Here is a 25,148-nt window from a genome sequence, read left to right on the forward strand (position 1 = left end):
GCCAGGCCGAATTTACAGTTTATTTGTAACTTCGGCGCGAATTTATGATAAGATGGGTGCAAACGACCATCCACAAAAATATCAGGAGGCTGCGGATGAAAACAATCCTAAAGAAAGCCGGCTGCATGGTGCTGGCCCTCGCCCTGTTCTCGGGGCTGACGCTGAGCGCCGGGGCAGAGTATAACGACTTCGAGGCGATCACCAGCCATGTGAGCACCGCGGTGCCGCAGCAGCTGCAAATCACCCGGCCCGCGAAGGACATCGGCACCAGCGCCGAAAACTATTATCTCACCGGAAACTCCGACCCGCAGCAGCCCCTCACCCTAAACGGCGAAGAGGTCGAAGGCCGCGGCAAGAGCGGCAGCTTCGGCGCCTATGTGCCCCTCGCGATGGGGGAGAACGTTTTCACCTTCCAAAACGGCGCGCAGAGCGCCACCGTGACCATCAACCGGGGCAGCGGGCTGCAGGAAGAGGTCTCGCTGATCGAGACCATCACCTATATGACCCCGCTGTACGACGTGGCGCTGACGAGCGGCAGCACCGCCACCCTGCGCTGCACCGCGCCCGCCGGGGCCGCCGTCACCGCCAGCGTGGGCGGGAAAACCATCCAAATGAAGCAGAAGGCCAAGGCCCGGGAGGGGGTGCCCGCCTCCTTCACGGCGGAGTATAAGATCCCTTCCGCCTCGGGGACCGAGGAGCTCGGGCAGGTGACCTATACGATGGAGTTTGGGGGGAACACCACCTCCTACCAGAGCGAGGGGAGCCTTTTCGCGGTCGGCAAGGGGGACACCCTGCTCGTCGAGGTGAAGGACACCTCGGCCTCGGTCTTTGCCGAGGAGTCCAAGACCAGCAACTTCGTGACCACCGCCAAAAAGGGCGGGGTGGACTACGTCAGCGAGATTGGGGACACCATGTACAAGCTCGGGATGGGCGGCTGGATTCCGATGGAGTCGGCCCGCCCGCTGACCGGCGGCGGGGAGTACAGGAACCGCGTCTCGGATGTGAGCTTCTCGCAGGACGCCGGCAGCGAGCGCTTCGTCCTCTCCGGTACCGGCGCCCCGCTCTTTACCGCCTACCAGACCGGCGAAAAGCTCTATGTCAAGCTCTTCCACACCACCGGAGTGGAGAATATCGACGCGTCCGGGAGCGAGCTCTTCTCCAAGGTCAAGGTCACGGAGCAAAACGGGAACACCACCCTGGAGTTTCTGCGCAGCGGCGCCCCGCTCTGGGGGTATCTCGTCTCCTATGAAGATGGAGACACCGTCATCACCTGCAAGTACCGGCCCGCCCTCTCGGGCGGCAGCCAGCCGCTGAGCGGGATCACCGTGGCGCTCGACGCCGGGCACGGCGGCACCGATTCGGGCGCCTTCGGGATCAGCGCCGATCAGGGCCCGGTGGAAAAGGACATCACCTACGACACGGCCCTCGCCGTGCAAAAGCGGCTCGAGTCGCTGGGAGCGCGGGTGCTGATGATGCGCCCCGAGGACAGGAAGGAGAGCTTTAACGACCGCATGCAGCCCGCGCAGGACGCGCTGGCCGATTTCTACCTCTCGCTGCACTGCAACAGTATAGCCACCAATCTCAATGGGCTCAAGCCCAACGGGGTGGAAATTTATTATTACGAGGACATCTCCAAGGCCTTCGCCTCCACCATCTTAAACAGCGTGGTGGAAAACACCGGGCGGGCCTCGCGCGGGGCGAAGTACTCGAACTACAAGGTGACGCTCCAGACCTTGGCCCCCAGCGTGCTGGTCGAGATGGGCTTCTTGACCAACCCCGCCGAATACGACGACCTGTGCAGCCGCCGGGGCATTTTCAACATGGCCAACGCCATCGGCGACGGCCTGATCCATTACCTCTCCTGACCGCCAAAGAAAGCCGGCCCCCGCTCAAGGATATTCCTTGAGCGGGGGCCGTTTTGCGTCCTGGGGCGGAGGGCATTCAGACCTCCCACTCCCCGAAAAACTGCAAGGGCGCCACGTCCGGGTTTGGGATCGGACTGCCGCCGGCGTAGATGTCGTTATAAAACCCGGTGTAGCCGGGAAAATAGAGATGCAGGGTGCGCCAGAGGCTCTCGCGGCTCTGGACCCGCCGCGCCAGCTCGGGCAGGCAGCCGCTCAGCTCGCTGACCGGCACCGCGCAGGAGAGCGGGGTATAAAACCAATAGTCCGCTTCCCACTCCCCCAGCTCGGCCGCCATGGCGGTCAGGTACCGCTCGGCCAGGCTGTCGTGCACCGCCAGGAATTTTTCCCCCCGCGCGCGCACAAAATAAAGCCCGTTGCCGATCCGGGCGGCTTTCTCCACCTTCCCGGCGGGCGAGAGTCCGGGAGGCGGGCATTCGCCAAAATAGAGCGGTTCATGCAGCTGCCCCTCCCGGCGCAGGGCGTCCATCTCTCCACAGAGGCGGCGGGATAGCTTCTGGCAGGCGGCAAGTCTTCGTTTGAGCGTCTCATAGCGGATGATAGCGTGTTTTTCTGAGCACAAAATCCCTTTCCCCCTTTTTTGACCTATTATAACAGAATCTGTCCATTTTTACAATACTAAGTATTTTTATTTTAGTATCAAGATATCATATCCTAATACCAAGGGAAGCGTTGCTTTTCCTGTATTTTAGTCAGCCGCCCGCGGGCGGCGGGGAGGAACGACATGTTTCCAGAACGCATCCGGCTTTTGCGCAAATCCCAGGACCTAAGCCAGGTTGAGCTGGCCGGCCGGCTGGGGGTCTCGAAACAGAGCGTGAGCAATTGGGAAAACGGCAATATCCTGCCCTCCATCGACATGCTGGTAAAGATTTCGACCGTTTTCAACGTCTCCACCGACTATATCCTGGGGCTGGACAACCGCAGCAGCGGCGACCGCTGCTACCTCGAGGTGACGGGATTGAGCGTGGAAAAAATCGCCCACCTGCAACAGATCATCAACGACATGCGCTGACAGAATGAGGCAAAAGAAAAAGACCCGTAGCATAGGCAGCTATGGGTCTTTTTTTCGTCTGTTCGCGGGAAAAACCCCGATAAAATTTCCTGTTTTTTGAAACCTTGTCCTAATTATATCCTATTCTTCCTGCTTTTTCAAGCCAACCGGCGCTTTTTTGCGCGGACCCGCGGCCGGGATGGCCCCTGGCTGCCTATACTAACGGTCATTCTATCTGTGTCTATATTGGATAACCGGGCCGTTGTCAGCCATGGGCCTTCCCGCGCGAAAGGAGCATATTCGATGAAAGTAAGGTCCCTTGCCTGGCTGCTGGTTTCCTGCTGCCTTGCCGCCCTCTTTCCGACTCCGGCAGCGGCCGCCGCCACGGTGCAGGTGGAGCTGGGGGAGGCCGGGAGCTACGGGGTGCAGATCCCCTTCACCCCGTCGCCGCGCACCGAGCGGTACACCTTTTCCGTCCTGGAGGACGGCGCCGAGGTCTTCCGCGCCGGGGTGAGCGCCAGCGGAGACAGGAGCGATATCTATCTCCCCTTCGCCTACGACCCGTCCGGGCTGCCGGAATACACCCTGCGGGTGACCGGCCACGTCCTTCCGGGACGGGAGGGGCTGGACCGGGAGGCGGGGGTGGACACGCCCCTCGCCATCCCGCCGAGCTGCGGGTGTCCGGCCGGGACGGCGGGCGCGTTCTACGTGGGGAAGGGCACGGCGGCCGACCCGTACCAGGTGGCGAGCGCCGCACAGCTGCAGCACATCAACAGCCCAAACCATCTCGGCAAAGGGCAATCCTTCTTACAGGTGCGGGACATCGACGTCGAGGCCGAGCAGGGCACCAGCCTCTGGACCCCCATCGGCAGCTTCGCGACCCGTTTTAACGGAACCTATGACGGGGACGGACATTGGGTGAGGAATATGAGCATCGCCGCCTCGGACTCGTCGGGTCTCTTCGGCTATGTGGAAAAGGCCACCATCCAACGTCTGGCCATCGAGACCCCCTATGCCTTCACCTCCTCGGATGCCTTCGGCGGAGGCATCGTCGGCGACGGCCGGCCGGGCGCGACGCTCTCCCAGTGCTACGCCAATGTCTCGGTCACCGCCTCTTCCGGCCATGCCGGCGTTCTTTGCGGCCTGGTACAAAATGGAAGCCTGGTGACGGATTGCTATGCCTACGGAAAGGCGGCGGCATCCCATCAGGCAGGTCTGGTCCAAAACCTGGTGGGCTCGGTCAGGTACTGCTACGGCGTCTGCGCGATCAGCGGCGGACAAGCCACCTACACCGGCGGCATCGTGGGCTGCACCACCGCAGCGAGCAGCCTGACCGACTGCCGCTGGTTTGACGGTCCCTCCAACGCCTATGGCACGGAGGCCCCGCCCAAAGCCGTCAACGTCCAGCGCTACGCCCTGAGCAGCGCCAACCTCTCGAATCCCGCCAACTTCCCGGCGAGCTTCGGCCTAAACGACCCGAACGGCCTGTGGGAAATGGGCGACGTGTGGTACTACAACCACAAGGACGGCAAGCCCAGCGAGCGGGTGCACGTCACCGCCCCCAAGCTCAAGATATTCACTTACCAGGAATAAAGCAAAGGGGCGCTTTGCCTCTCATGAGCGGCTCCGGAAAAAGGCCTCCCCGATCGGGGAGGCCTTTTTAGTCGTCGTATTCGGGAGCTTCCTCGCCGGAGCAGGAAAGGGATTCGTACATGACGCGCTGCCCCAGGGCGAAGGCTTTTTTAAAGATGAGCTCTTCGACATAGATGTCCCGCTCCTGGTGGACGTTAAGATAGTCAATCAGCTCTTCTTGCTTGTCATCCGGGAGGCTGGTTTTTAAAAACAGCTCCCGGTACGAGCTCTCACGCTCCAGGATGATATATTGCTCATCCTCTGTCTTCCAAGAATAAAAGGGATGTTTTCCGTAATAAAGGTTTAATAATACTTCTCCCATGATGATACCCCCCTGACCGAATTTGGTCAGGGGCCTCCCTGGGGTGGCGGAGCGTAGGAATCCCGCCACCCCAGCCCCTTGCGGGGCGCATAAAGAAAAGCGCATGGAGGGGAAAACCCCATCCATGCGCTCTGGTCGCAAGGAAACCGGTATAAACACTGTTCTTTCCAAAGGGAAAAGAATGTGTTATAATGGCATCAGTCGTGGTGCCGGGATACCGGTTGTATGGGGTGGTGCCTCACCTCATGCAGGGCGTAATGTGCTCGTAACACATTATGCCTGCCATGGCTATTCTTTTTAAGGGGAAACCCCTGTAAGAACATTGTAGCACGGCAGGCAGGAAAAAGCAAGAAAAAAGGCGAATTCAGGAAAGGGAGCGCGGAGAGGGCGGCTCTGCTGCCATGGGGAAACCCCTTGATAGGGTTTCCCCACGCAAAAACCTTCCACTGGAAGGTTTTTGCTCCCCTTCCTGATCTGAGGGGGCTTTTATGGCCGCGAGTGGCAGCTAACCGGAAAGGCCGCGGGCGCCGCCCGCACCCGCCAAAGGACTTAGTCCTTTGGAAACCAGAAATTAACCCGAAGGGGGCACCTGCGAGGAATACCTCCTTCGCGGGAAAGGGCACCATCGTTGTTGTGATCCATTGCCTTCGCGGGCAAAAAGCCCCGCTCCGGTTTTCCGGAGCGGGGCTTCGCATTTTGCGGCGGGCGCAAAGTGTGTATAGTCCGCGCGTGGTCGCGCGTGGGGTGGTCTCAAAGGAGGGGTGTCCCCTCCTTTGTTTGCTTCTTTTGGGTCTTTTCTTTCAAACAAAGAAAAGACCTCGGGGTTTGGGGCGGACAGCCCCATTTACCTTATTCCAAGCATGCGCGCCTGGCGCTTCTTATAAAAGGCGAAATACTGAAAGCCGCACGACTGGAGCACTTCCATCCCCTCTGCGATCCCGACCCCGAGGTCCTGCGCGAGGTGGGAGTCCGAGCCGAGGGTGACGATCTCGCCGCCCAGCTCCCGGTAGCGCGCAAAGATTTCCTTCGGCGGGCAGAGCTGGCCCCAGCCGTTGTGGAGCCCCGCCACGTTGAGCTCCAGCCCCTTGCCGCGGGCAATCAGCGTGCGCAGGATTTCGTCGATCAAATCGTCCCAGCGCCGGAGATCCACCTCGATCCCGTCCCGCCCCGAGATGTAGCGGATCGGATAGGTCAGATGGGCCAGGGAGTCGAAGTCGGCCTTTTTGGCGGTTTCGAGCACCTCGCCGAAGTAGGCATCCATCGCCGCGTTGACCTCCTCGATGGGGCGGCCCTTGTAGCTGACCTCGTAGTAGTCGGGCCAGCCGCGGGTGACGTGGACCGAGCCGAGGACAAAGTCGTAGTTGAGCAGCCCGAGCGCCCGCTCGGCCAGAGCCGGATCGAACAGCGGCTGGCCGAGCTCGATCCCGGCGGTGAGCATGAGCCGGTCGCCGAAGAAGAGCTGGGCCTTGCGCACCTCGAAGTTCGAGTTGATCATGCGCAGCTCGAAGTTGTCCCGTTTGTAGATGTCGATGTCGCAGTGGTCGGTGATGCACAGCCCCATCAGGCCCTTCTCCACCGCCTGCTCGCAGAGGTAGGTCACCGAATGATGCCCGTCGGGGGAGTTGTCCGAATGGGAATGGCTATCAAATATATTGAGCATATGAGTCCCTCCAAAAGACGCTGTAAATTTCTGATTTCATCATAGCACAGAAAATGAGGGGTGTAAAATAATTTCTGGTTTATAGATTGTAAAAAGTGTGCTAAGATAGAGGCAACAAACTTTTCGTAAAAGCAGGAAAGGATGGTGCCTGCGATGAATTCGATCATACGGCTTCTGGGGCTGGTCAACCGCACCCCGCCCGCCAACCCGATGGCGGCGCTGGAGGACCTGTTGGACCTGCTGTCCGACTCGGGCAGCGCGGCGGCGGACATTGTGCTGTTGCCCCGCTTCGCGCTCTGCCCGCCCTCGTCGGGGGAGCTCATGCGCTCCAAAACGCTGCTGGCCGCCTGCGAGGAGGCCCTAAACGGGCTGCTGCTGCGCTCCAAGGAGCTGGAGAGCTTTTTGGTGCTCACCCTGCCCCTGCAGAAAAACGGGATTCCCTATGAGGCGGGCGCGGTGATTTACAAGGGGGAGCTCTATTGCTTTTCCCCCGATGAGGGGGAGCTTCCCCTCTTTCGGGTGGGGGACCTCTCGTTCACCGTGCTGCCCTGCGATCCCCATAGGCTGCCGCACTACCTGCCGCAGGTGGAGGACAGCGGGTGCGACCTGGTGCTGGTCCCCTCCTATGAGCCGGTCTATGCCGGCAGCCGCCGGGCGGCGGCCAAGGGGATGTGCGCGCTCTCCGCGGCGGCCTCGTGCGCCGTGGCGGCGGTCAACGGCGGGGTGGGGGACACCTCCTCGCCGCATCTGTGGGGCGGCTACATATTGGTGGCCGAGGAGGGGAACCTGCTCGCGCAGAAGTGCGCCGAGCAGGAGGGGATCGCCCTCTACCACGACTTTGACTGCGACCTGCTGCGCGCCGCCCGTCCGGCCCCGCAGCGCCAGCGCGAGGCGCTGTGCGCCCATCCCTGCACCGGAGCGAAGGCCGGGCTGCTGCGCGAGGTCTCGCGCACGCCCTACCTGCCGGACAAGCCGGGCGAGCGCGAACGCTACCTCGAGGAGCTCTTCACGCTTCAGACGCGCGCCCTTGCCTGTCGGCTGGACAACACCGGGCTCGAGCGGCTGGTGCTCGGGGTTTCGGGGGGGCTCGATTCCACCCTGGCGCTGCTCTGCTGTGCCAGGGCGTGCGACCTGCTGGGCTATCCCCGCCAGAGGATCCTGGGGGTGACCATGCCGGGGTTCGGCACCACCGACCGCACCTACTACAACGCCCTGCTGCTGATGGAGCAGCTGGGGATCGAGACGCGGGACATCCCGATCCGCAATGCCGTATCCTCCCATTTCGAGGACATCGCCCACGACCCGGCCAAGCGGGACGCGGTCTATGAAAATGCCCAGGCGCGCGAGCGCGCCCAGATCCTGTTCGATCTATCCAACCAGGAAAACGGCCTGGTGGTGGGGACCGGGGACCTCTCCGAGGCGGCGCTCGGGTTTTCCACCTTCGGGGGGGACCACCTGGCGGGGTACAACGTCAACATCTGCCTCAATAAGACCACCATCCGGGAGCTGGTCGCCCTGATCGCGCAGCGGGACTGGCTGCCCGGCGTCGGCGAGACGCTGCAGGACATCCTGGACACCCCGGTCAGCCCCGAGCTGCTGCCCCCGGCCCAGAGCGGGGAGCAGCACCAGAAGAGTGAGGAGATTTTGGGGCCCTACCTGCTGCACGACTTCTTTTTGCACTATACCCTGCGCTACCACTTCGCGCCGCTCAAGGTCTACAACTACGCCTCGATCGCCTTCGCCGGGGAATACGATCCCGCCTTCATCCGCGATAAGCTGGGGATTTTCATCCGCCGCTTCTATACCCAACAGTTTAAACGCTCCTGTGCGCCGGACAGCGCCGAGATTTGCAGGCCGAACCTCTGCGGATTCTATATCCCGTCGGACATGAACCCGCAGGTCTTTCTCGACGAGCTGGCGCGCGGGGAAGAATAACGCCATCACAGAAAGGAACAAAGAACATATGAGAGCAGTCATCACAGTCACCGGTAAGGACACCGTGGGGATTTTAGCCAAGGTCAGCAACGAGTGCGCCAAGTACAACGCCAACATCGCGGAGGTCAGCCAGACCGTGCTGCAGGACATGTTCGCGATGATCATGCTGGTGGACATCGACCACCTCACCTGCGGGCTCAGCGAGCTTGCCGACATCATGCGCCGCATGGGCGAGGGGCAGGGGCTGATGATCCACGTCATGCACGAGGACATCTTCAATTCGATGCACCGCATCTAGCGCAGGGGAAAGGAAACATCCGTCATGATCAACAACACTGAAATACTCGAAACCATCCGGATGATCCAGGATGAAAACCTAGACATCCGCACCATCACCATGGGAATTTCCCTTTTGGACTGCGCGGACAGCGACATCGAACGCAGCTGCCAGAAGGTGTACGAAAAGATCTGCCACCGGGCCGAGCGCCTGGTCGGCACCGGCGAGGCGATCGAGAAGGAATACGGGATCCCGATCATCAACAAGCGCCTGTCGGTCACCCCGATCGCCCTGCTTTGTGGGATCAGCGGCGGGGACCCGGTGCGCTATGCCAAGGCCATGGACCAGGCCGCCAAGGCGGTCGGGGTCAACTTCATCGGCGGGTATTCGGCCCTGGTGCAAAAGGGCTTTGCCGCCGGGGACCGCGAGCTGATCGACTCGATCCCGCGGGCGCTCGCCGAGACCGACGTGGTCTGCTCCTCGGTCAACGTGGGCTCCACCAGGGCCGGGATCAATATGGATGCGGTCGCCCTGATGGGGGACATCGTGCTCCAGAGCGCCAAGCTCACGGCCGACAACTGCTGCTTCGGCGCGGCCAAGATCGTGGTCTTCTGCAACGCGGTGGAGGATAACCCTTTCATGGCCGGCGCCTTCCACGGCGTGGGCGAGGGGGACTGCGTTTTAAACGTCGGCGTCTCGGGCCCGGGCGTGGTGCGCGCGGCGATTGCAAATGCCCCGGACGACTACGACCTCACACAAATCGCCAACATCATCAAGAAAACCGCCTTCAAGATCACCCGCATGGGCCAGCTGGTGGGCAGCGAGGCCTCGCGGCGGCTTGGCATCCCCTTCGGGATCGTGGACCTCTCGCTGGCGCCGACCCCGGCGGTGGGCGACTCGGTGGCGCACATCCTCGAGGAGATCGGGCTGGAGAGCTGCGGCGCCTGCGGCACCACGGCGGCGCTGGCCATGCTCAACGACGCGGTCAAAAAGGGCGGCGTGATGGCTTCGTCCCGTGTGGGCGGGCTTTCGGGCGCATTCATCCCGGTCAGCGAGGATGCGGGGATGATCGACGCGGCGCGCTGCGGGGCGCTGTGTATCGAGAAGCTCGAGGCGATGACCGCCGTCTGCTCGGTGGGGCTGGACATGATCGTCATCCCGGGTGACACCCCGGCCGAGGTGATCGGCGGGATCATCGCCGACGAGGCGGCCATCGGGATGATCAACTCCAAAACCACGGCGGTGCGGGTCATCCCGGCCATCGGCCACAAGGAGGGCGAGGAGCTCGAGTTCGGCGGCCTGTTCGGCAGCGGCCCGGTGATGAAGGTCAGCCGCTATTCTCCCATGAAGCTGATCCGGCGCGGCGGGCAGATCCCCGCCCCGATCCAGAGCCTCAAGAACTAAATTCTTGACTCCCTCTGCGCTCGCTGGTATACTTTAAAAAGATAGGGCCGCCATGAAGGCGGCCGGCGTGTGTCGAAAGACTGAAAATCGGTCCCGCAGGCGAGCTTCGCCCGCCGAAGGGACACTTCTAGAGCAAAGCGGCGGTGAGCAGGCCCGGCGGGCCTGCGGAGCCGGTTTGCGAGGGGAAGGGGCCTCACGGGGAAACCGGCGGAGCAAGGCGTCAGCCGCAGCGCTTGGTGGTTGCCTCGTGCAGCTTGTCGGAAAAGTCGACAAGCTGGGACCGCCACGAAGGCGGCCGGCGACACAATATAAAGCGATTGAAACGAGAGCCGGTAAGGCAGGCGGCCGCATGAAGCGGCCCTGCTTTGCTGTGCTTTTTGTTTTCTCAGGGAAAGGACAGAATGTAATGAAAAAGCCAACCACCCGCGATCTTATTTTAGCCGCCCTCTTTGTGGCGCTCGGGCTGCTGCTGCCGGTGATGTTCCACGCCATCGGCGCGGGGCCGGTCATGCTGCCCATGCACATCCCGGTGCTGCTGTGCGGCTTCATCTGCGGCTGGCAGTACGGGGCCATCTGCGGGCTGATCGTCCCGCTGCTCTCGAGCGTGATCACCGGCATGCCCCCCATCTTCCCCACCGCCCCGGCCATGATGTGCGAGCTTTGCGCCTACGGCGCGCTGACTGGCCTCCTCTACCGCAAGCAGGGCCGGAATGTCTACCTCTCCCTGATCGGCGCCATGCTCGGCGGACGGCTGGTTTCGGGGCTGGCGAACGCCCTCTTCATGGGGGTGGCGGGCAAGCCCTACGGGCTCGCGGCGTTTCTGACGGGCGCGTTCGCCACGGCGCTGCCGGGGATCGCGCTGCAGCTGATTGTCATCCCGCTGCTGGTGCTGGCGCTGCAGCGCGCCGGGCTGATAGAAGGCCGTGTGCGGGAGGAAAGGAAGGTGGCGTAAATGACCAAACTCGAGGAGACCAAGCGCTTTTTCGACGAGCGGGCCGAGCACTGGGATGAAACCTGTACCCATGACCCGCAAAAGCTGGACGCTATCGTCGCCCTGTCCGACGTGCGGGGCAAGCGGGTGGCGGACATCGCCTGCGGCACGGGGGTGCTCTTCCCGGCGCTGTTTTCGCACGGCGCCCGGGAGGTCTTGGGGATCGACCTGTCGGACAGGATGATCGAGCGTGCGGGACAGAAATACAGCGACCCCGCCCTGCACCTCGTCGCCGGGGACCTCTTTTCGGTGGAGGAGCGGGGCTTTGAGGTCGCGACCCTCTACTGCGCCTACCCCCACTTCCCGGATAAGGAAGCGCTCTTTGGGAAGGTTTACGAGATGCTCGTACCGGGCGGACGGCTGATGATCGCCCACAGCGAGAGCAAGGAGACCATCAACGCGCGCCACAGCGGCGGCAAGGTCGAGGAGCTCTCCGAGCGGCTGCTGCCGGCCAAGGAGGAAGCAAAGAAGCTCGCCCCCTACTTCACGGTGGACATCCTGGCGGACACCAGCGGGTTTTACCTCATCTCCGGGCTCAGGAAGTAAAGCAATAAAAGTCCCCCGCCGCCCCAGGGCGGCGGGGGACTTTTTAGTTTTTCATATTTCCGAGCATGGCGCCGACGTGCATGATGATGTACTCGGCCTCGCTCGCCTGCAGCTCGGGGATCATCTCCTGGATATCCCGGCAGATCGAGACCGCCCGCTCGAGATTGGGCTCGCGGGTGACCTCCTCATAGACCGACTGGCCGAGGGCGGGCAGGGTCTCCCGGTGCTCGATCCGCTCGAGCGCGTCGCAGAGGTGCAGGATGAGCAGCTCGCCGTTTTTTTCGTCCAGCGGCAGGTGCTGCCCCTTTTGCAGGTAGTCGATCACCGCCAGGACCTGCTTGCAGTTTTCCCCCGTCAGGCGGCCGGTGTCCCGCCGCCGGATGACCTGTGCCTTGAGCTTCATCAGAATCCCTCCGTTCCGGTCGGGAGGTCAATGCCCGCTTGCTCCCTTATAGTAGCACGGCGCGGGGCGCTTGCCAAGGCTGTGATGAAAATTTTACGGCTCGCCCGCGGCCTCGGCGGCCGCCTCCTGCTCCTGCGCGGGCGGGTGCCTGCGCGTGAGCAGGTCGGGAAGCAGCACCGCGACGAAGATGATGAGCCCCCCGAGCACGATGTTCACACTCAGCGGGTCGTAGCCCAGCAGGATGGAGTAGAGGGTCCCGAACAGGGACTCGCAGGCCAGGATGACCGAGGTCTCGGCCGGCGGGACGTACTGCTGGGCGTGGGTCTGCCAGAAATAGCACAGGCAGGTGCAGAAAATCCCCATGTAGACCACGGCGGCGATCCCGGAGAGGGAGAGCAGGGAGGAGAAGTCGTGATCAAACAGCAGGAAGCTGACGGCCGAGAGGACGGTGGTGGTCCCCAGCTGCAAAAAGAGCAGGGTGGTGGCGTCCAGCGAGAGCACCAGCCGCCCGGTGAGCACGATCTGGGCCGCGTAAAAGAAGGCGGAGAGCAGCGTCAAAAGATCCCCCGGGGAGACCGAGAACCCGCCGGAAAAGTCCACCGAAAGGATGGCCACCCCCACGAAGCAGAGGAACGTAGAGAGGAAGGTCTGCCAGCCCGGGCGCTTTTTGATGAGGAACCACCACAAAAAGGGCACCATCACCACGTTGGTGGCGGTGATGAAGGCGTTGTTGGCCGGGGTGGTGTACTTCATGCCGATGGTCTGGAGCATGAAGCCCAAAAACAGAAATACCCCCACGAAGACGCCGCTCTTTACGTGGATGCGGTCCAGAGTGGCGCGGATGTGCTTACGGAAGATGATCCAGAGCGTCAGGGTCGCCACCCCGAAGCGCAGCATCAGCACGCAGGAGGGGCTGAGCCCCGCGTCCATCGCGAACTTGGTCCCCACAAACCCGGTCCCCCATACAATGGCGACCAGCCAGAGCGAGAGCTCGCTCTTCCTTCTCGTAGTCATTTTGTTCGGCATACGGCCTCCTATCCATTTGTTTCAAGACACCTATGTACATAACGTATTATAACGTAATGGAGAAATGTTGTCAATCGTTTCCTTCGCCGGGAGGGGGTGCAGGCGGCGCCTCCTCCCCTGTGGCGCTTTGGGCGGGGGCGCGGCGCTGCAGCAGCTCCTGGAGCTCGGGCAGCAGGATCGACCCCACGATGATCAGCCCCCCGGTGACCATGCTGAGCGTCAGCTTGTCGTACCCGAGCAGCACCGAGAAGAGCGAGCCGAAGAGGGATTCGGTGGTCATGATGATCGACATGCGCATCGGGGTGACGTACCGCTGGGCCGAGGTCTGGATGAAATAGCACACGCAGGTGCCGAAGACCCCGAGATAGAGCACCGCCGCCATCCCGGGCAGGGAGCAAAAGGAGCCGAAGTCCCGCTCCCCCAGCAGGAAGGTGACCAGGGAGAGCAGGGTGGTGGTGCCAAACTGCACAAAGAGCAGGGTGCGCACGTCGAGGTAGAGCACGTACCGTCCGACCAGCACGCACTGCACGGCGTAAAAGACGGCGCACATCAGCGAAAAGAGGTCGCCGACGGCGATCGAAAACCCGGATGAGAAATCCACCGAGAGGATGGCCGCGCCGACGAAGCAAAGTATCGAGGAAATTACGGTCAGTACCCCGGGGCGCTTCTTGGCCACCGCCCACCACAGGAAGGGGACCATCACCACGCTGGTGGACGAGAGGAAGGCGGTGTTGGCCGGGGTGGTGTACTTGAGCCCCAGCGTCTGTACGAAGTAGCCCAAAAAGAGGAAGAGCCCGGCGCTGGCTCCGGCGATGAGATGCCGGCGGTCGAGCGTTTGGCGCAGGTGCCGGTAAAACACCGCGCCAAAGATCAGCACCGAGATGGCGAAGCGGGTCATCAGCACGAAGGAGGGTGAGAGGCCCTGGTCCATGGCGATCCGCGTCCCGATAAAGCCGCTTCCCCAGATGGCCGACACCAGGATCAGCCAGAGCTCGGCCTTGCCCTGCATATGGTTCTTCTGCTCCACCTGTCGTCCTCCTTTCATAAACAGGGCGCGCAGCGCCGGCCTTTGTCCCAAAGAAAAAACGTTCCCCCGCCGGGCCTGCCTTGGGAAAATGGTCCGTATTAGGAAAATTCGGCCTGGATGTCCATGCAGGCCGCGCCATTGAGGGAAAGGTCCGCCGTGTAGCCCGCCTGCAGCTGGTAGTAAGCCTGCGCGCCGATCATGGCGGCGTTGTCCCCGCACAGGGAGAGCGGCGGCAGGTAGAGGGCGATCCCCCGTCCGGCACATTCCTCCTCCATCCTCTTGCGCAGGGTAGAGTTGGCGCTTACCCCGCCCGCCAGGGCGATGGTGCGGTAATGGAAATCCTCCGCCGCGCGCAGGGTGTTGTTTACCAAAATGTCCACCACTTTATAGGCGAAGGACGCGGCCAGGTCGGGGACCGGCACCGTCCCGCCCTTCTGCTGCGCGTTGTGTAAAAGGTTCACCACCGCCGTCTTGAGCCCGGAAAAGCTGAAGTCGTATTCGCTCCCGCTCACATGCGGGGTGGGCAGCTCGAAGGCATGCGGGTCACCCTGGGGGGTGATTTTGTCGATACTCACCCCGCCCGGATAGGGCAGCCCCATCGCCCGCGCGGCCTTGTCGAAGGCCTCGCCCGCCGCGTCGTCCCTCGTCTGGCCGATGGTCCGATACCCGGTGTAATCCAGCACCTCCACGATATGGCTGTGCCCGCCCGAGACCACCAGCGCGAGATAGGGGGGCGCAAGGTCCGGATGGGCCAGGTAGTTGGCCGCCACATGCCCGCGCAGGTGATGCACCGGCACCAGGGGCTTCCCCGAGACCAGCGAGAGCCCCTTGGCGTAGTTGACTCCCACCAGCAGCGCGCCGATCAGGCCCGGCGCGGCGGTGACCGCGATGGCGCCGACCGTGTCCGGCGTGTGCCCGGCGGCGGACAGCGCTTCGTCCACCACCCCGACGATGTTCTCGATATGCCGGCGGGAGGCGATTTCCGGCACCACCCCGCCGTATTTCCCGTGCTCGGCCACCTGCGTGTTAATCACGTTGGAAAGCACCTGCCGCCCGTCGCGCACCACGGCGGCGGCGGTTTCGTCGCAGGAGCTCTCGATCGCCAGAATGTCCAAAGGCATATGGCTGTCCATCCCTTCTCAGTCAAAATATCGGGTCAGTAAAATGGCGTCCTCCCGGGGCGCCGCGTAGAAGCCCCTGCGTATCCCTGCGCGCAGGAAGCCGTTTTTTTCATAGAGGGCGAGCGCCGCGCGGTTCGACTCCCGCGCCTCTAGGGTCAAAAAGCGGAGCTGCCGCTCCCCCGCGCGGGCGATGAGCCCTTCCAGCAGCGCCTGGCCGAAGCCCCGGCGGCGAAATTCGGGCAGCACCGCGATGTCGTTTATATACCCCTCGTCCAGCACGCTGTTCATCCCGGCGTAGCCGCAGGCCCTTCCGTCCGATTCGAGCACCAGCACGTCGGAAAGCGGGTTTTGCAGCAGCGCGCGCAGGCTCTCCTCGCTCCAGCCCTGGCTGCCGAAGCAGGCGCGCTCGATTTCGTGGAGCGCTTGCAGGTCGCTTTCCCGCGCGGGACGAAGGCTACTTTGCGTCATACCAGCTCTCCCCCGCGCCCAGGTCCACCTTCATGTCCACCGCGAGATGGACGGCGTTCTCCATCTCCTCGCGCAGGATCATCCCGGCGCGGTCCTGTTCGTCCTTCGGGGCCTCGACGATCAGCTCGTCGTGTACCTGCAAAATCAGGCGGGCGCGCATCTTCTCCTTTTTCAGGCGGTTATAGACCTTGATCATCGCCAGCTTGATGATGTCCGCCGCCGTCCCCTGGATGGGGGTATTCATCGCCACCCGCTTGCCGAAGGCCTGGATGTTCTTGTTGGAGCTCTGCAGCTCGGGCAGGTACCGCCGCCGCCCCAGGATGGTGGTGACGTAGCCGTCGCGCTTCGCCTTCTCCACCGTCTCATCCATATACCGCTTGACCCCGCTGTAGGTGGCAAGGTAGCTCTTGATATACCGGTCCGCCTCGGCCACCGAGACGCCGATGTTTTTGGCCAGCGAGAAGGCGCCGATCCCGTAGACGATCCCGAAATTAACCGCCTTGGCGCGGGAGCGCATCTCGGGCGTGACCATCAGGGGGGGCAGATCGAACACCTGTGCGGCGGTCTGGGTGTGGATGTCCTCGCCGGTCTTGAACGCCTCGCGCATCGCCTTATCCCCCGAGATGTGGGCCAGCACCCGCAGCTCGATCTGGGAGTAGTCGGCGTCAAGGAGCACCCAGCCCGGCTCGCAGACGAAGAAGCGGCGCATCTGGCTGCCCAGCTTGGTGCGCACCGGGATGTTCTGCATGTTCGGCTCGGTCGAGCTGATCCGCCCGGTGCGCGTCTCGGTCTGCCTAAAGACCGAATGGATCCGCCCGTCCGGGCCCACCACCTTGAGCAGGCCGTCCACATAGGTGGACTTTAATTTGGTCAGCTTGCGGTATTCGAGGATCTGCGGGACGATCAGGTGATAGTCCTCCAGCGACTCGAGCACCGCCGCGTCGGTGGAATAGCCGCTCTTGGTCTTGCGCCGGGCGGGCAGGCCGAGCTTCTCGAAGAGGATTTCCCCGAGCTGCTTGGGGGAGTTGATGTTGAACTGTTCGCCGGCTAAAGCGTAGATGCTCTCCTCCAGCCCCGCGATGTCGCCGTCCAGCGCCTTGCCGAACTCCTCGATCCCGCCGCCGTCCACCCGGAAGCCCCAGAGCTCCATCGCCGCGAGCACCCCGGCCAGCGGCAGCTCGATGGTGTCCAGCACGGTGGAAAGCCCGCCCTGCTCCACCTCGCTTTGCAGCTTGTCGCAGAGCGCGCCCATCTGCGCGCAGTCCCGGCAGAGCGCGCGCAGCGGGTCGCCGGCCGGCTTTTTGCCCTTTGGCTTCTCCGGGGGCTCGGGCTCCTCCTCCCCGTCGGGGAAGACCGCCTCGCAGGACGGCAGCGCGTATTCGCCCATCAGCTGCCCGACGGTGTATTCGGTGGAATTCGGGCTGAGCAGATAGGCCGCCAGCTCGAGATCGAATATTACGTTTTGTAGATTAATATCATTTTTATACGCATAGCGGTAGAGCGCCTTGAGGTCCCGCACCCGCTTGGGATTGGGCGACTCCAGCAGTTTTTTCGCCAGGGCCTGGTAATCCGGCAGATCCTCTGTAAAGCGCAGCACCTTGCCGTCCGTGTCGATGGCGAAGGCGCGCAGCGCGTCCTCTGCGATCAGCGGGCAGAGGTCCAGCACCCGCTCCTTCTCCGCCAGCAGCGCGCCAAGGTCCTGGGCGCTCCCGTCGGCCACCTCCTTACATAGCGGTGCGGCCGGCACAGCCTCCTCGCTGGCGGGCGCGGCGGCCGCCGCGCCCTCGGGGATCTCGAGGCGCTTGATGAGGGAAAACATCTGCAGCCTCGAGAGCAGCCCGGCCGCCGCCGGGTAATCCGGCGCGCCGGGGAGATAGTGGGACAGCTCCCCGTCCAGCGGCACCTCGCGGCAGATGGTGGCCAGCTCGTAGCTCATGAAGGCGCTCTCCCGCCCGGCCTCCAGCTTCTCGCGCAGCTTCGGGCTCAGCCCCAGGGAGTCGAGGTTCTGGTAGAGCGCTTGCAGCGAGCCGCTTTTTGAAATGAGCCCCAGGGCGCCCTTCTCCCCGATTCCGCTGACACCCGGGATGTTGTCCGAGCTGTCGCCCATCAGGGACTTGACGTCGATGAGCTGGCGCGGCTCGATCCCGTAGGTCTCCTTGATATACTGGGGGGTGCAGACGGTGGTGGCGGGCTTGCCCATCTTGGTCGAGGCCAGCAGCACGGTGGTCTGCTCGCTCACCAGCTGCAGAGAGTCGCGGTCCCCGGTGGCGATCACGCACTCCGCCCCCTGGCGCTCGCACAGGGCACAGAAGGTGCCCAGGATGTCGTCGGCCTCGTACCCCTCGACCTGCACGATCTTGTAGCCGAGATGCTGCAGCAGCTCCTGCACCAGGGGAAGCTGCATGGCGAGCTCTTCGGGCATCCCCTTGCGCTGGGCCTTGTAGCCGTCGTACATCTTGTGCCGGAAGGTGGGCGCGCGCAGGTCGAAGGCGCAGGCCACCGCGTCGGGGCGCACCTCGTCGAGCAGCTTTTTGAAGATGTTCATATAGCCGAAGATGGCGTTGGTGTAAACCCCGTCCTTGGTGGAGAGGAGCTTGATCCCGTAGAACGCGCGGTTGAGTATGCTGTTGGAGTCCAGACAGAGCAGCTTCATGACAAATTGCCTCCAAAATTTAAGGATGGTCCGAATCTATAGAAGTAGTATACCACAAAAAACAACCCCTTGCATTTGAAAGTGCAAACCGTTAAAATGGTTCGTATAGCGCGTGTAAAATCGCTCCAAAAAAACGGGGGCGAATGGGAGGGAAATTCTTTGCAGATCGGCAATGTTACCATCGAAGGGCACACCGCCCTGGCCCCGATGGCGGGGGTGGCGGACCGCTCGTTCCGCACGATCTGCAAGGAGCTCGGGGCCTCCTATCTGGTGGGCGAGATGGCCAGCGCCAAGGGGATGCACTACAGCGATAAAAAGACCGCCCTGCTGCTCGAGGTGACGGAGCCCGAGCACCCGATGGCGGTGCAGATTTTCGGCACCGAGCCCGCCCTGATGGCCGACTGCGCGAGGAGTGCCTTGCGCTTCTCGCCCGATATCATCGACATCAACATGGGCTGCCCCGCGCCCAAGATCGTGGGCGGCGGGGCGGGCAGCGCCCTGATGAAGACCCCCGTTTTGGCGGGGAAAATCATCGAAGCGGTGGCGCGGGCGGTGGATATCCCGGTCACCGTCAAGCTGCGTCTCGGCTGGGACGACGAGCACCAAAACGCCGTCGAGCTGGCGCGCATTGCGCAGGAGAGCGGGGCCGCGGCCGTCACGGTGCACGGGCGCACCCGCCAGCAGATGTACGCGGGCAGGGCCGACCTCGCCGCCATCCGGCAGGTGGTAAAGAGCCTCTCGATCCCGGTGATCGGCAACGGGGACGTCTGCGACCCGGTAAGCGCCAAACGGATGCTTGACGAGACCGGCTGCGCGCTGGTCATGGTCGGGCGGGGCGCGCTGGGCGCGCCCTGGGTCTTCGGCCAGATTGAGCGGTACCTGCGCGACGGCGCCCTGCTCCCCGCCCCCCCGATGGAGCGGCGCATGGAGATCCTGCTGCGGCAGATTAAGATGGCCGTCGCGCACAAGGGGGAGTACATCGCCCTGCGCGAGGCGAGAAGCCACGCGGCCTGGTATTTTAAGGGGCTGCGCGGTGCGGCCGCGCTGCGGCGCGAGGCCGGGCAGCTGGAGGTTTACAGCGACCTTGAGCGTCTGTGCGAGCGGGCGCTCGCGCAATCCGAGGAGAATTAGCAGAGCGGGAGGTGGAGGCAATGGCGCCAAAATCGGTCAATGTGCTGGGACTGGGCCGCTCCCCGGTCCATACGGTCATCCTGCTCGCCTGGCCGGCGATCATCGAGCAGATCATGCTCACCCTGGTGGGCTACGTGGACACGGCGATGGTCGGGGCCATCGGCGCGCAGGCGACCGCCGCGGTGGGGGTCACCACCTCCACCATGTGGCTGATCAACGGCCTTTTTTCCGCCTTCGGGGTGGGCTTTTCGGTGCAGGTGGCCCAGTGCATCGGCGCCGAGGACTACGAGGGCTGCCGCCAGGCCATCCGCCAGTCGGTGCTCTCGGTGCTGGGCTTCGGCGCGCTGACCACCCTGGTCTGTCAGCTGATCGGCGGGCAGCTCCCTCTGTGGCTGGGCGCCCCGCCCGAGGTGGCGCGGGAGGCAGGGGCCTACTTTCGCATCCTCACCTCGGTCATGGTGCTGCACATGGGCTCGGCCGTCTTTTCGGCCATCCTGCGCTGCTCAGGGGACACCAAGACCCCTATGCTCCTCAATATCCTGACCAACGTGATGAATATCATCCTCAACACCCTGTTTATCTTCGAGCCCTCGGTCCACCACACCCCCTTCGGCAGCTTCACCCTGCCAGGGCTCGGGATGGGGGTGCGGGGCGCCGCTATCGCCTCGGCCATCTCGATGGGCACGGTGGGGCTCTTGCTGCTGCTCACCACCTTCCTGCGCAAGGGCGAGGCGCACATCGACTTTCATCAAAATTGGCGGCCCGATCCGCTGGTCTGGCGGCTGGCGCTTCGTTTCGGGCTGCCGGTGGCCTTCGAGCGGGTCACCGTCTCCTGCGGGCAGATCATCTTCACCATGATGGTCACCCATCTCGGCACGGTGGCGCTGGCGGCGCACACTTTAGCCAACACCGCCGAGAGCATCTCCTACCTGCCGGCGGTGGGGATTTCCTTTGCGGCCACCACCCTGGTCGGCCAGGCCAAGGGGGCCGAAAACCGGGACATGGCCTTCCAGTTTGGGAAAATCGTCACCAAGATGGGGATCGTGATGGGGGTTATGATGTTCGCGCTCCTCTTCTTCGGCGCGCGCGGGCTGGTGGGGATTTTCACCCGGGACCTCGCGGTGATCGCGCTGGGCGCGGGGGCTCTGCGGATCGAGGCGCTGGTCCAGCCGCTGCAAAACTGCGAGATCGTTTTGGCCGGCGCCATGCGCGGCGGGGGCGACGCGCGCTTCCAGTTCTATGTCGGGCTCGTCTGTATGTGGGGGGTCCGCCTGCCGGTGGCCTTTTTGATGGCGTTCGTCTTTGATCTGGGACTTTACGGGATTTGGTGCGGCATGGCGGCGGACATCGCCATGCGCGGGGTCCTCAACCTCTGGCGCTTTTACAGCGGCCGCTGGTACGGGGCGCTGCACTGACCGGATAACAGACGCACAAAAAGAAGAAGGAAGGGTTCTCATTGGCCGCAGAAAAGTCGATCAACGTCCTCAGCCTCGGGAAAAATCCGGTGCAGACGGTGCTGCTGCTGTCCTGGCCGGCGATCATCGAGCAGATCATGCTCACCATGGTCAACTATGTCGATACCGCGATGGTCGGCTCCCTGGGCGCGCACGCCACGGCGGCGGTGGGGATCACGGCTTCCTGCCTCAACATGCTCAACGGCCTGTTCGCCGCCTTCGGGATAGGCTTCTCCATCCAGGTGGCGCAGAATATCGGCGCCGGGGACTACGAGGAATGCCGCCGGGCGATCCGGCAGGCGGTGCTCTCGGTGTTTTCCTTCGGCATTCTCGTCACCCTCTTCTGCCAGGCGATCGCTTCTCCCCTGCCGGTCTGGCTGGGGGCCGACCCGGGGATCGTGGAGGATGCGGGGGCTTACTTTCGCATCATCTCCTCGATCATGGTGCTGCACATGGGCTCGGCGGTCTATTCGGCCATCCTGCGCTGCTCGGGGGACACCAAGACCCCCATGCTGCTCAACGTGCTGACCAACGTTTTGAATGTGATTCTCAACACCCTCTTCATCTTCCCCACCAAGACCTACCAGTCCTTTCTGGGGCCCATCACCCTGCCGGGGCTGGGCTGGGGAGTGCGCGGGGCGGCCACCGCCTCGGCCATCTCGATGGGGACGATCGGGCTGTTGCTGCTCATCACCACCTTTTGCCGCAAGGGGGAGGCGCACATCAGCCTGCGCCAGGACTGGCGCTTTTCCCCGCACATCTGGCGCACGGCGGCCTACTTCGGGCTGCCGGTCGCCTTTGAACGCTTCACCATTTCCTTTGGGGCGATCATCTACACCACCATGGTCTCCCGCCTGGGCACGGTGGCGCTGGCGGCGCACACCATCGCCAACACCGCCGAGGGGATTTCCTACCTGCCCGCCAACGGGATCCAGTTCGCCGCCACCACCCTAGTCGGCCAGGCCAAGGGCGCGGAGGACCGGGAGATGGCGTTTCGTTTCGGGCGGATCGTCACCCGCATGGGGCTGATCCTGGGTGCGGTCATGCTGGTGGTGCTCTTCATCTTCGCCGAGCCGCTGGTGTCCATCTTCACCTCTGACCCGCAGGTCATCCATTTTGCCAGCGGGGTGCTGCGCATCGAGGCGCTCATCCAGCCGCTGCTCAACGCCTCTATCGTGCTGGTGGGTGTCATGCGCGGAGGCGGCGACGTGCGCTACCAGTTCTTCGTTTCGCTGTTTTGCATGTGGGGCATCCGCCTGGTGTCGGCTTATATCCTGGCCTTCCCCTGCGGGCTCGGCATCTACGGGATCTGGTGCGGCATGGCGACCGACCTTGGGATGCGCGGGGTATTAAACCTCCTGCGCTTCAGAAGCGGCAAGTGGTACCGGGACGTTGGTTAGGAACGCCTTGTTTACAATCCATTTATTTTTTCATGCATAATCTGTGGTATAATACAACTAACGAAAGCTGATTGCTGCAGGTGCTGCCATGAATGAGTATCTAGACGGACCGGACCGCGAGTTTGTCTACGTGCAGGGCTACGGGTTCACCGACGGGCCCCGCAAACCGGATATGAACAGTATGATACGGGCCTATTCAAACGCTTTGGGTTGTACGCTCATAGCGTTTTTGGCATTGCAGAATTTTGTGCCGCTGGTGGTGGTCATGCTCATGCGCATGGGGAACCCGGCCATCCGCATTTATAACAACCAGTTTATCGCCTCGTCCGACACCATCGAGGTGATCAGCATCTGGAGCAGCCTGATCTGCTACTGCCTGCCCATCCTGCTGCTGTGTGCATTTTTGCATCTGGGCGCTCACACCGTCTTCCCGCGCCGCCTGCCCCGCGCGGGCGAGGCGCTTCCGGCGGCCGGGTTGGTCCTGGCCTCCTCGGTTATCGGCTCAATGGTGGCCATGCTGCTCTCCGCGCTGCTGGCGCTGGTGAACCTGCACCCCACCGGGCCCGGCCTGCCCGAGGCGGACAACGTCCGGTCGCTGATGCTGGCGGCGGCCTCCTCGGCGCTGATGCCGGCGATCTTCGAGGAGCTGCTTTTCCGGGGAGCCATTTTGCAGAGCCTGCGCCGCTTCGGCGAGCCGTTTGCGCTCTTTTGCTCGACGCTTCTGTTCGCCCTGCTGCACCGCAACCTGGTGCAATTCCCAAACGCGTTCATCACCGGGATGCTGCTGGGCTTTCTGGCCCTGCGCACCGGCACGCTGCTGGTGCCCATGCTCTGCCATTTTATCAACAACCTGGTCCCGCTGCTGCTCAATTTCTTCCTGGTGGGCTTGCCGGAGGAATCGGTCAGCCGGGCCTATATCGGGCTCAACGTGGTTTACCTGGTTGCGGGGGTCGTCGGGGCGCTTTACCTGCTGCGCACCCGGCCCCAGTTTTTCACCCCGCTGCACCGGGACGTGCCGCGCGCCGAACGCCGCAAGCTGTCCGCCTTCTTCGGCTCGGTACCGCTTCTCGCGGTGGTGGTTTTGCTGGTGGTGCAGATCATACTCAATCTTTTTTAATCGACGGAGGGCAAGATGGACGACCGTGCATGGATGCGCCTGGCGCTCGAAGAGGCCAAAGCCGCCGCCGCGCTCGGCGAGGTGCCGGTGGGCGCGCTGGTGGTACGATCCGGCGAGCTGATCGCCAAGGCGCACAACCGCCGCGAGACGGGGAAAAGTGCGCTGGCGCACGCCGAATGCCTGGCGATCGACGAGGCCTGTAAAACGCTCGGCGGCTGGCGGCTGCACGAGTGCGAGCTCTATGTGACGCTGGAGCCCTGCCCGATGTGCGCGGGGGCGATCATCAATTCCCGGTTGCGCCGGGTGGTCTACGGGGCGAGGGACCCCAAGGCGGGCTGCTGCGGGTCGGTGACCGACCTGTTCGCACTGCCCTTCAACCACCGCCCGGAGGCAGTGGGCGGGGTGCTCGAGGAGGAGTGCGCCGGGGCGCTGCGCGCCTTTTTTCAGGCGAAGCGCAAAGGCGCGGTCAATACAACGGTGACAAGCGAGGAGGCGCAGGAGGAATGAGGAAGAACATTTTGGTGCTCACATCCAGCCCGCGGCGGGGCGGCAACAGCGACATGCTGGCGATGAGCTTTGCCAAGGGCGCGATGGAGCAGGGCCATGAGGTGAGCATGGTGAGCGTGGGCCACCAACAGATCGGCGGGTGCCTTGCGTGCGAGCGCTGCTGGAAGCAGGGGCAGCGCCCCTGCGTGCGGGACGACGACATGCAGGCGATTTTCCCGGCGCTCGAGTCGGCGGACGTCTGTGTGCTGGCGGCGCCGCTGTATTTTTACAATCTGCCCTCCCAGATCGTGTCGGTCTGCGACCGGCTCTATCCGTATTATAAGGACGACTGCCCGCGCAAGCTCAAAATCAAGGAGAGCGTGCTGCTGATGACAGCGGCCACCGACGAGCGCGACGAATTCGCGGGGGTGGAGAACGTCTACCGGATTCTGACCGACTATCTCGGCTGGAAGGACCGGGGCGTGCTGATCGCGGACAGCGTGTTGGACAAGGGCGATATTGAGCAGGGCGACTGGCTCAAACAGGCCTTTGAGATGGGCAAAGCCATCTAAGCATGTGGCGAGCCGCCACTCCCGATACGCGAAAGGACTAGCGTGCAGAGTGGCCATGCTCAGCCTGCGGCGGCGAGCCGCCGCTCCCGATACGCGAAAGGATTAGCGTTTAAACCGGAAATGCTCAGCCCGCGTCCTGAATGTGTGTGGCGAAGAACGGACAAAAAGCGCGGCGGAAAAATCCGCCGCGCTTTTCTGTTGCGTGCAAAAACATGGTTCCAAGGGGGCGACGCCCCTTTGGCGGGGAGTTTGAGGGCGAGGAGCCCTCATAAATCTTAAAAAGCGTAGGAAGGGTGAATCGGACCTCCGGTGGAGGTCCGAGAGGGGAACCCCAAGAGGGGTTCCCACAAATAGGCAACTTTAAAAATCGTGACAGGAACCCGCGGAAATGTTGTGCTTTTCAAGAATTCGAACAATTTCCTCGACGACTTCAAAATCGTTCAAGTCTGGTGTACGAACAACCGTTACAATTTCCTCCAAGACACGGACCGCATGGTCCTGAACCAATTTCAAATAATCAGTGTGCGGCAAAGGAAGCTTTTCCAAAACGAGCTTTCCCATTTCCCAGCAGAGCATTTCCATACAAACGTCCAAAAAATCACCCCTCAAT

The 25,148-nt window shown here is 62.9% G+C and carries 24 protein-coding genes; 14 read left to right on the top strand and 10 right to left on the bottom strand.

The features are described 5' to 3' along the window. Positions 1-95 precede the first annotated feature (95 nt). On the top strand, positions 96-1,865 hold the full coding sequence (locus tag EDD78_RS01500; RefSeq protein WP_165873061.1) for an N-acetylmuramoyl-L-alanine amidase: 1,770 nt from the start codon (positions 96-98) through the stop codon (positions 1,863-1,865). Between the two features lie 76 nt (positions 1,866-1,941). Here EDD78_RS01500 and EDD78_RS01505 read toward each other — a convergent pair whose 3' ends face one another. Beyond that, a complete protein-coding gene (locus tag EDD78_RS01505) occupies positions 1,942-2,484 on the bottom strand; it encodes a hypothetical protein (protein WP_132083645.1) in 543 nt (180 codons plus the stop codon). Between the two features lie 162 nt (positions 2,485-2,646). Here EDD78_RS01505 and EDD78_RS01510 point away from each other — a divergent pair, with 162 nt between their 5' ends. After that, entirely contained in the window at positions 2,647-2,934 is a 288-nt protein-coding gene (locus EDD78_RS01510) for a helix-turn-helix domain-containing protein (protein ID WP_079700389.1), read from the top strand. A 282-nt stretch (positions 2,935-3,216) separates the two neighbouring features. Then, on the top strand, positions 3,217-4,506 hold the full coding sequence (locus EDD78_RS01515; RefSeq protein ID WP_132083647.1) for a hypothetical protein: 1,290 nt from the start codon (positions 3,217-3,219) through the stop codon (positions 4,504-4,506). A gap of 67 nt (positions 4,507-4,573) precedes the next feature. Here EDD78_RS01515 and EDD78_RS01520 read toward each other — a convergent pair whose 3' ends face one another. Both EDD78_RS01520 and EDD78_RS01525 read right to left on the bottom strand, forming a co-directional pair. Next, positions 4,574-4,867 (bottom strand): DUF6809 family protein, encoded by a 294-nt coding sequence (locus EDD78_RS01520; RefSeq protein ID WP_079698240.1) that lies wholly within the window; start codon positions 4,865-4,867, stop codon positions 4,574-4,576. Positions 4,868-5,711: 844 nt separating this feature from the next. Then, positions 5,712-6,527, bottom strand: a complete 816-nt coding sequence (locus EDD78_RS01525; protein ID WP_132083649.1) for a histidinol-phosphatase HisJ family protein — start codon at positions 6,525-6,527, stop codon at positions 5,712-5,714. A gap of 153 nt (positions 6,528-6,680) precedes the next feature. Between EDD78_RS01525 and nadE the strand changes: the two genes are divergently transcribed. The 5 genes from nadE (at position 6,681) to EDD78_RS01550 (ending at position 11,680) form a co-directional block, all read left to right on the top strand. Then, positions 6,681-8,462, top strand: a complete 1,782-nt coding sequence (nadE, locus tag EDD78_RS01530; RefSeq protein ID WP_165873062.1) for an NAD(+) synthase — start codon at positions 6,681-6,683, stop codon at positions 8,460-8,462. Between the two features lie 28 nt (positions 8,463-8,490). Then, positions 8,491-8,760: an ACT domain-containing protein gene (locus EDD78_RS01535; RefSeq protein WP_079698237.1), complete on the top strand. Its 270-nt coding sequence runs from the start codon at positions 8,491-8,493 to the stop codon at positions 8,758-8,760. A 24-nt stretch (positions 8,761-8,784) separates the two neighbouring features. Next, the gene (locus EDD78_RS01540; RefSeq protein WP_132083653.1) at positions 8,785-10,143 is read left to right on the top strand and encodes a PFL family protein; all 1,359 of its coding nucleotides are present in this window, start codon (positions 8,785-8,787) and stop codon (positions 10,141-10,143) included. Between the two features lie 406 nt (positions 10,144-10,549). Continuing rightward, positions 10,550-11,095 carry an ECF transporter S component gene (locus EDD78_RS01545; RefSeq protein WP_079698235.1) on the top strand — a complete coding sequence of 182 codons (546 nt, stop codon included), beginning with the start codon at positions 10,550-10,552 and terminating at the stop codon, positions 11,093-11,095. Then, positions 11,096-11,680 carry a class I SAM-dependent DNA methyltransferase gene (locus EDD78_RS01550; protein ID WP_132083655.1) on the top strand — a complete coding sequence of 195 codons (585 nt, stop codon included), beginning with the start codon at positions 11,096-11,098 and terminating at the stop codon, positions 11,678-11,680. Between the two features lie 43 nt (positions 11,681-11,723). Here the strand turns inward: EDD78_RS01550 and EDD78_RS01555 are convergent, their stop codons facing one another. From EDD78_RS01555 to polA, 6 genes are all read right to left on the bottom strand, one after another. Then, positions 11,724-12,083: a hypothetical protein gene (locus tag EDD78_RS01555; RefSeq protein WP_079698233.1), complete on the bottom strand. Its 360-nt coding sequence runs from the start codon at positions 12,081-12,083 to the stop codon at positions 11,724-11,726. A gap of 93 nt (positions 12,084-12,176) precedes the next feature. Then, positions 12,177-13,109 carry a DMT family transporter gene (locus tag EDD78_RS01560; protein ID WP_132083657.1) on the bottom strand — a complete coding sequence of 311 codons (933 nt, stop codon included), beginning with the start codon at positions 13,107-13,109 and terminating at the stop codon, positions 12,177-12,179. Between the two features lie 70 nt (positions 13,110-13,179). Continuing rightward, a complete protein-coding gene (locus EDD78_RS01565; RefSeq protein WP_165873063.1) occupies positions 13,180-14,136 on the bottom strand; it encodes a DMT family transporter in 957 nt (318 codons plus the stop codon). 98 nt (positions 14,137-14,234) lie between these two features. Next, positions 14,235-15,251: a tRNA (adenosine(37)-N6)-threonylcarbamoyltransferase complex transferase subunit TsaD gene (tsaD, locus tag EDD78_RS01570; RefSeq protein ID WP_132083859.1), complete on the bottom strand. Its 1,017-nt coding sequence runs from the start codon at positions 15,249-15,251 to the stop codon at positions 14,235-14,237. A 24-nt stretch (positions 15,252-15,275) separates the two neighbouring features. Continuing rightward, positions 15,276-15,725, bottom strand: coding sequence for a ribosomal protein S18-alanine N-acetyltransferase (gene rimI / locus EDD78_RS01575; protein ID WP_079698230.1), 450 nt, complete (start codon positions 15,723-15,725; stop codon positions 15,276-15,278). After that, the gene (gene polA, locus EDD78_RS01580) at positions 15,712-18,378 is read right to left on the bottom strand and encodes a DNA polymerase I (protein ID WP_132083661.1); all 2,667 of its coding nucleotides are present in this window, start codon (positions 18,376-18,378) and stop codon (positions 15,712-15,714) included. The genes rimI and polA overlap by 14 nt, the downstream gene beginning before the upstream one ends. Positions 18,379-18,537: 159 nt before the next feature. Here polA and dusB point away from each other — a divergent pair, with 159 nt between their 5' ends. The 6 genes from dusB (at position 18,538) to EDD78_RS01610 (ending at position 24,538) form a co-directional block, all read left to right on the top strand. Then, a complete protein-coding gene (gene dusB, locus EDD78_RS01585) occupies positions 18,538-19,509 on the top strand; it encodes a tRNA dihydrouridine synthase DusB (RefSeq protein WP_079698228.1) in 972 nt (323 codons plus the stop codon). A 20-nt stretch (positions 19,510-19,529) separates the two neighbouring features. Continuing rightward, entirely contained in the window at positions 19,530-20,924 is a 1,395-nt protein-coding gene (locus EDD78_RS01590) for an MATE family efflux transporter (RefSeq protein ID WP_132083663.1), read from the top strand. A gap of 41 nt (positions 20,925-20,965) precedes the next feature. Continuing rightward, a complete protein-coding gene (locus EDD78_RS01595; RefSeq protein WP_079698226.1) occupies positions 20,966-22,363 on the top strand; it encodes an MATE family efflux transporter in 1,398 nt (465 codons plus the stop codon). Between the two features lie 88 nt (positions 22,364-22,451). Then, complete coding sequence (locus EDD78_RS01600; protein WP_132083664.1) at positions 22,452-23,480, top strand: CPBP family intramembrane glutamic endopeptidase; 1,029 nt, start codon at positions 22,452-22,454, stop codon at positions 23,478-23,480. A 15-nt stretch (positions 23,481-23,495) separates the two neighbouring features. Then, positions 23,496-23,987, top strand: coding sequence for a nucleoside deaminase (locus EDD78_RS01605; RefSeq protein WP_079698224.1), 492 nt, complete (start codon positions 23,496-23,498; stop codon positions 23,985-23,987). Next, positions 23,984-24,538 carry a flavodoxin family protein gene (locus EDD78_RS01610; protein WP_132083666.1) on the top strand — a complete coding sequence of 185 codons (555 nt, stop codon included), beginning with the start codon at positions 23,984-23,986 and terminating at the stop codon, positions 24,536-24,538. The genes EDD78_RS01605 and EDD78_RS01610 overlap by 4 nt, the downstream gene beginning before the upstream one ends. 360 nt (positions 24,539-24,898) lie before the next feature. On the opposite strand, the gene EDD78_RS01615 is transcribed toward EDD78_RS01610, so the two are convergent. Continuing rightward, on the bottom strand, positions 24,899-25,132 hold the full coding sequence (locus EDD78_RS01615) for a hypothetical protein (protein ID WP_079698222.1): 234 nt from the start codon (positions 25,130-25,132) through the stop codon (positions 24,899-24,901). Positions 25,133-25,148 lie beyond the last annotated feature (16 nt).

The organism is Harryflintia acetispora, from assembly GCA_004340125.1.
GTDB classification, from domain to species: domain Bacteria; phylum Bacillota; class Clostridia; order Oscillospirales; family Ruminococcaceae; genus Harryflintia; species Harryflintia acetispora.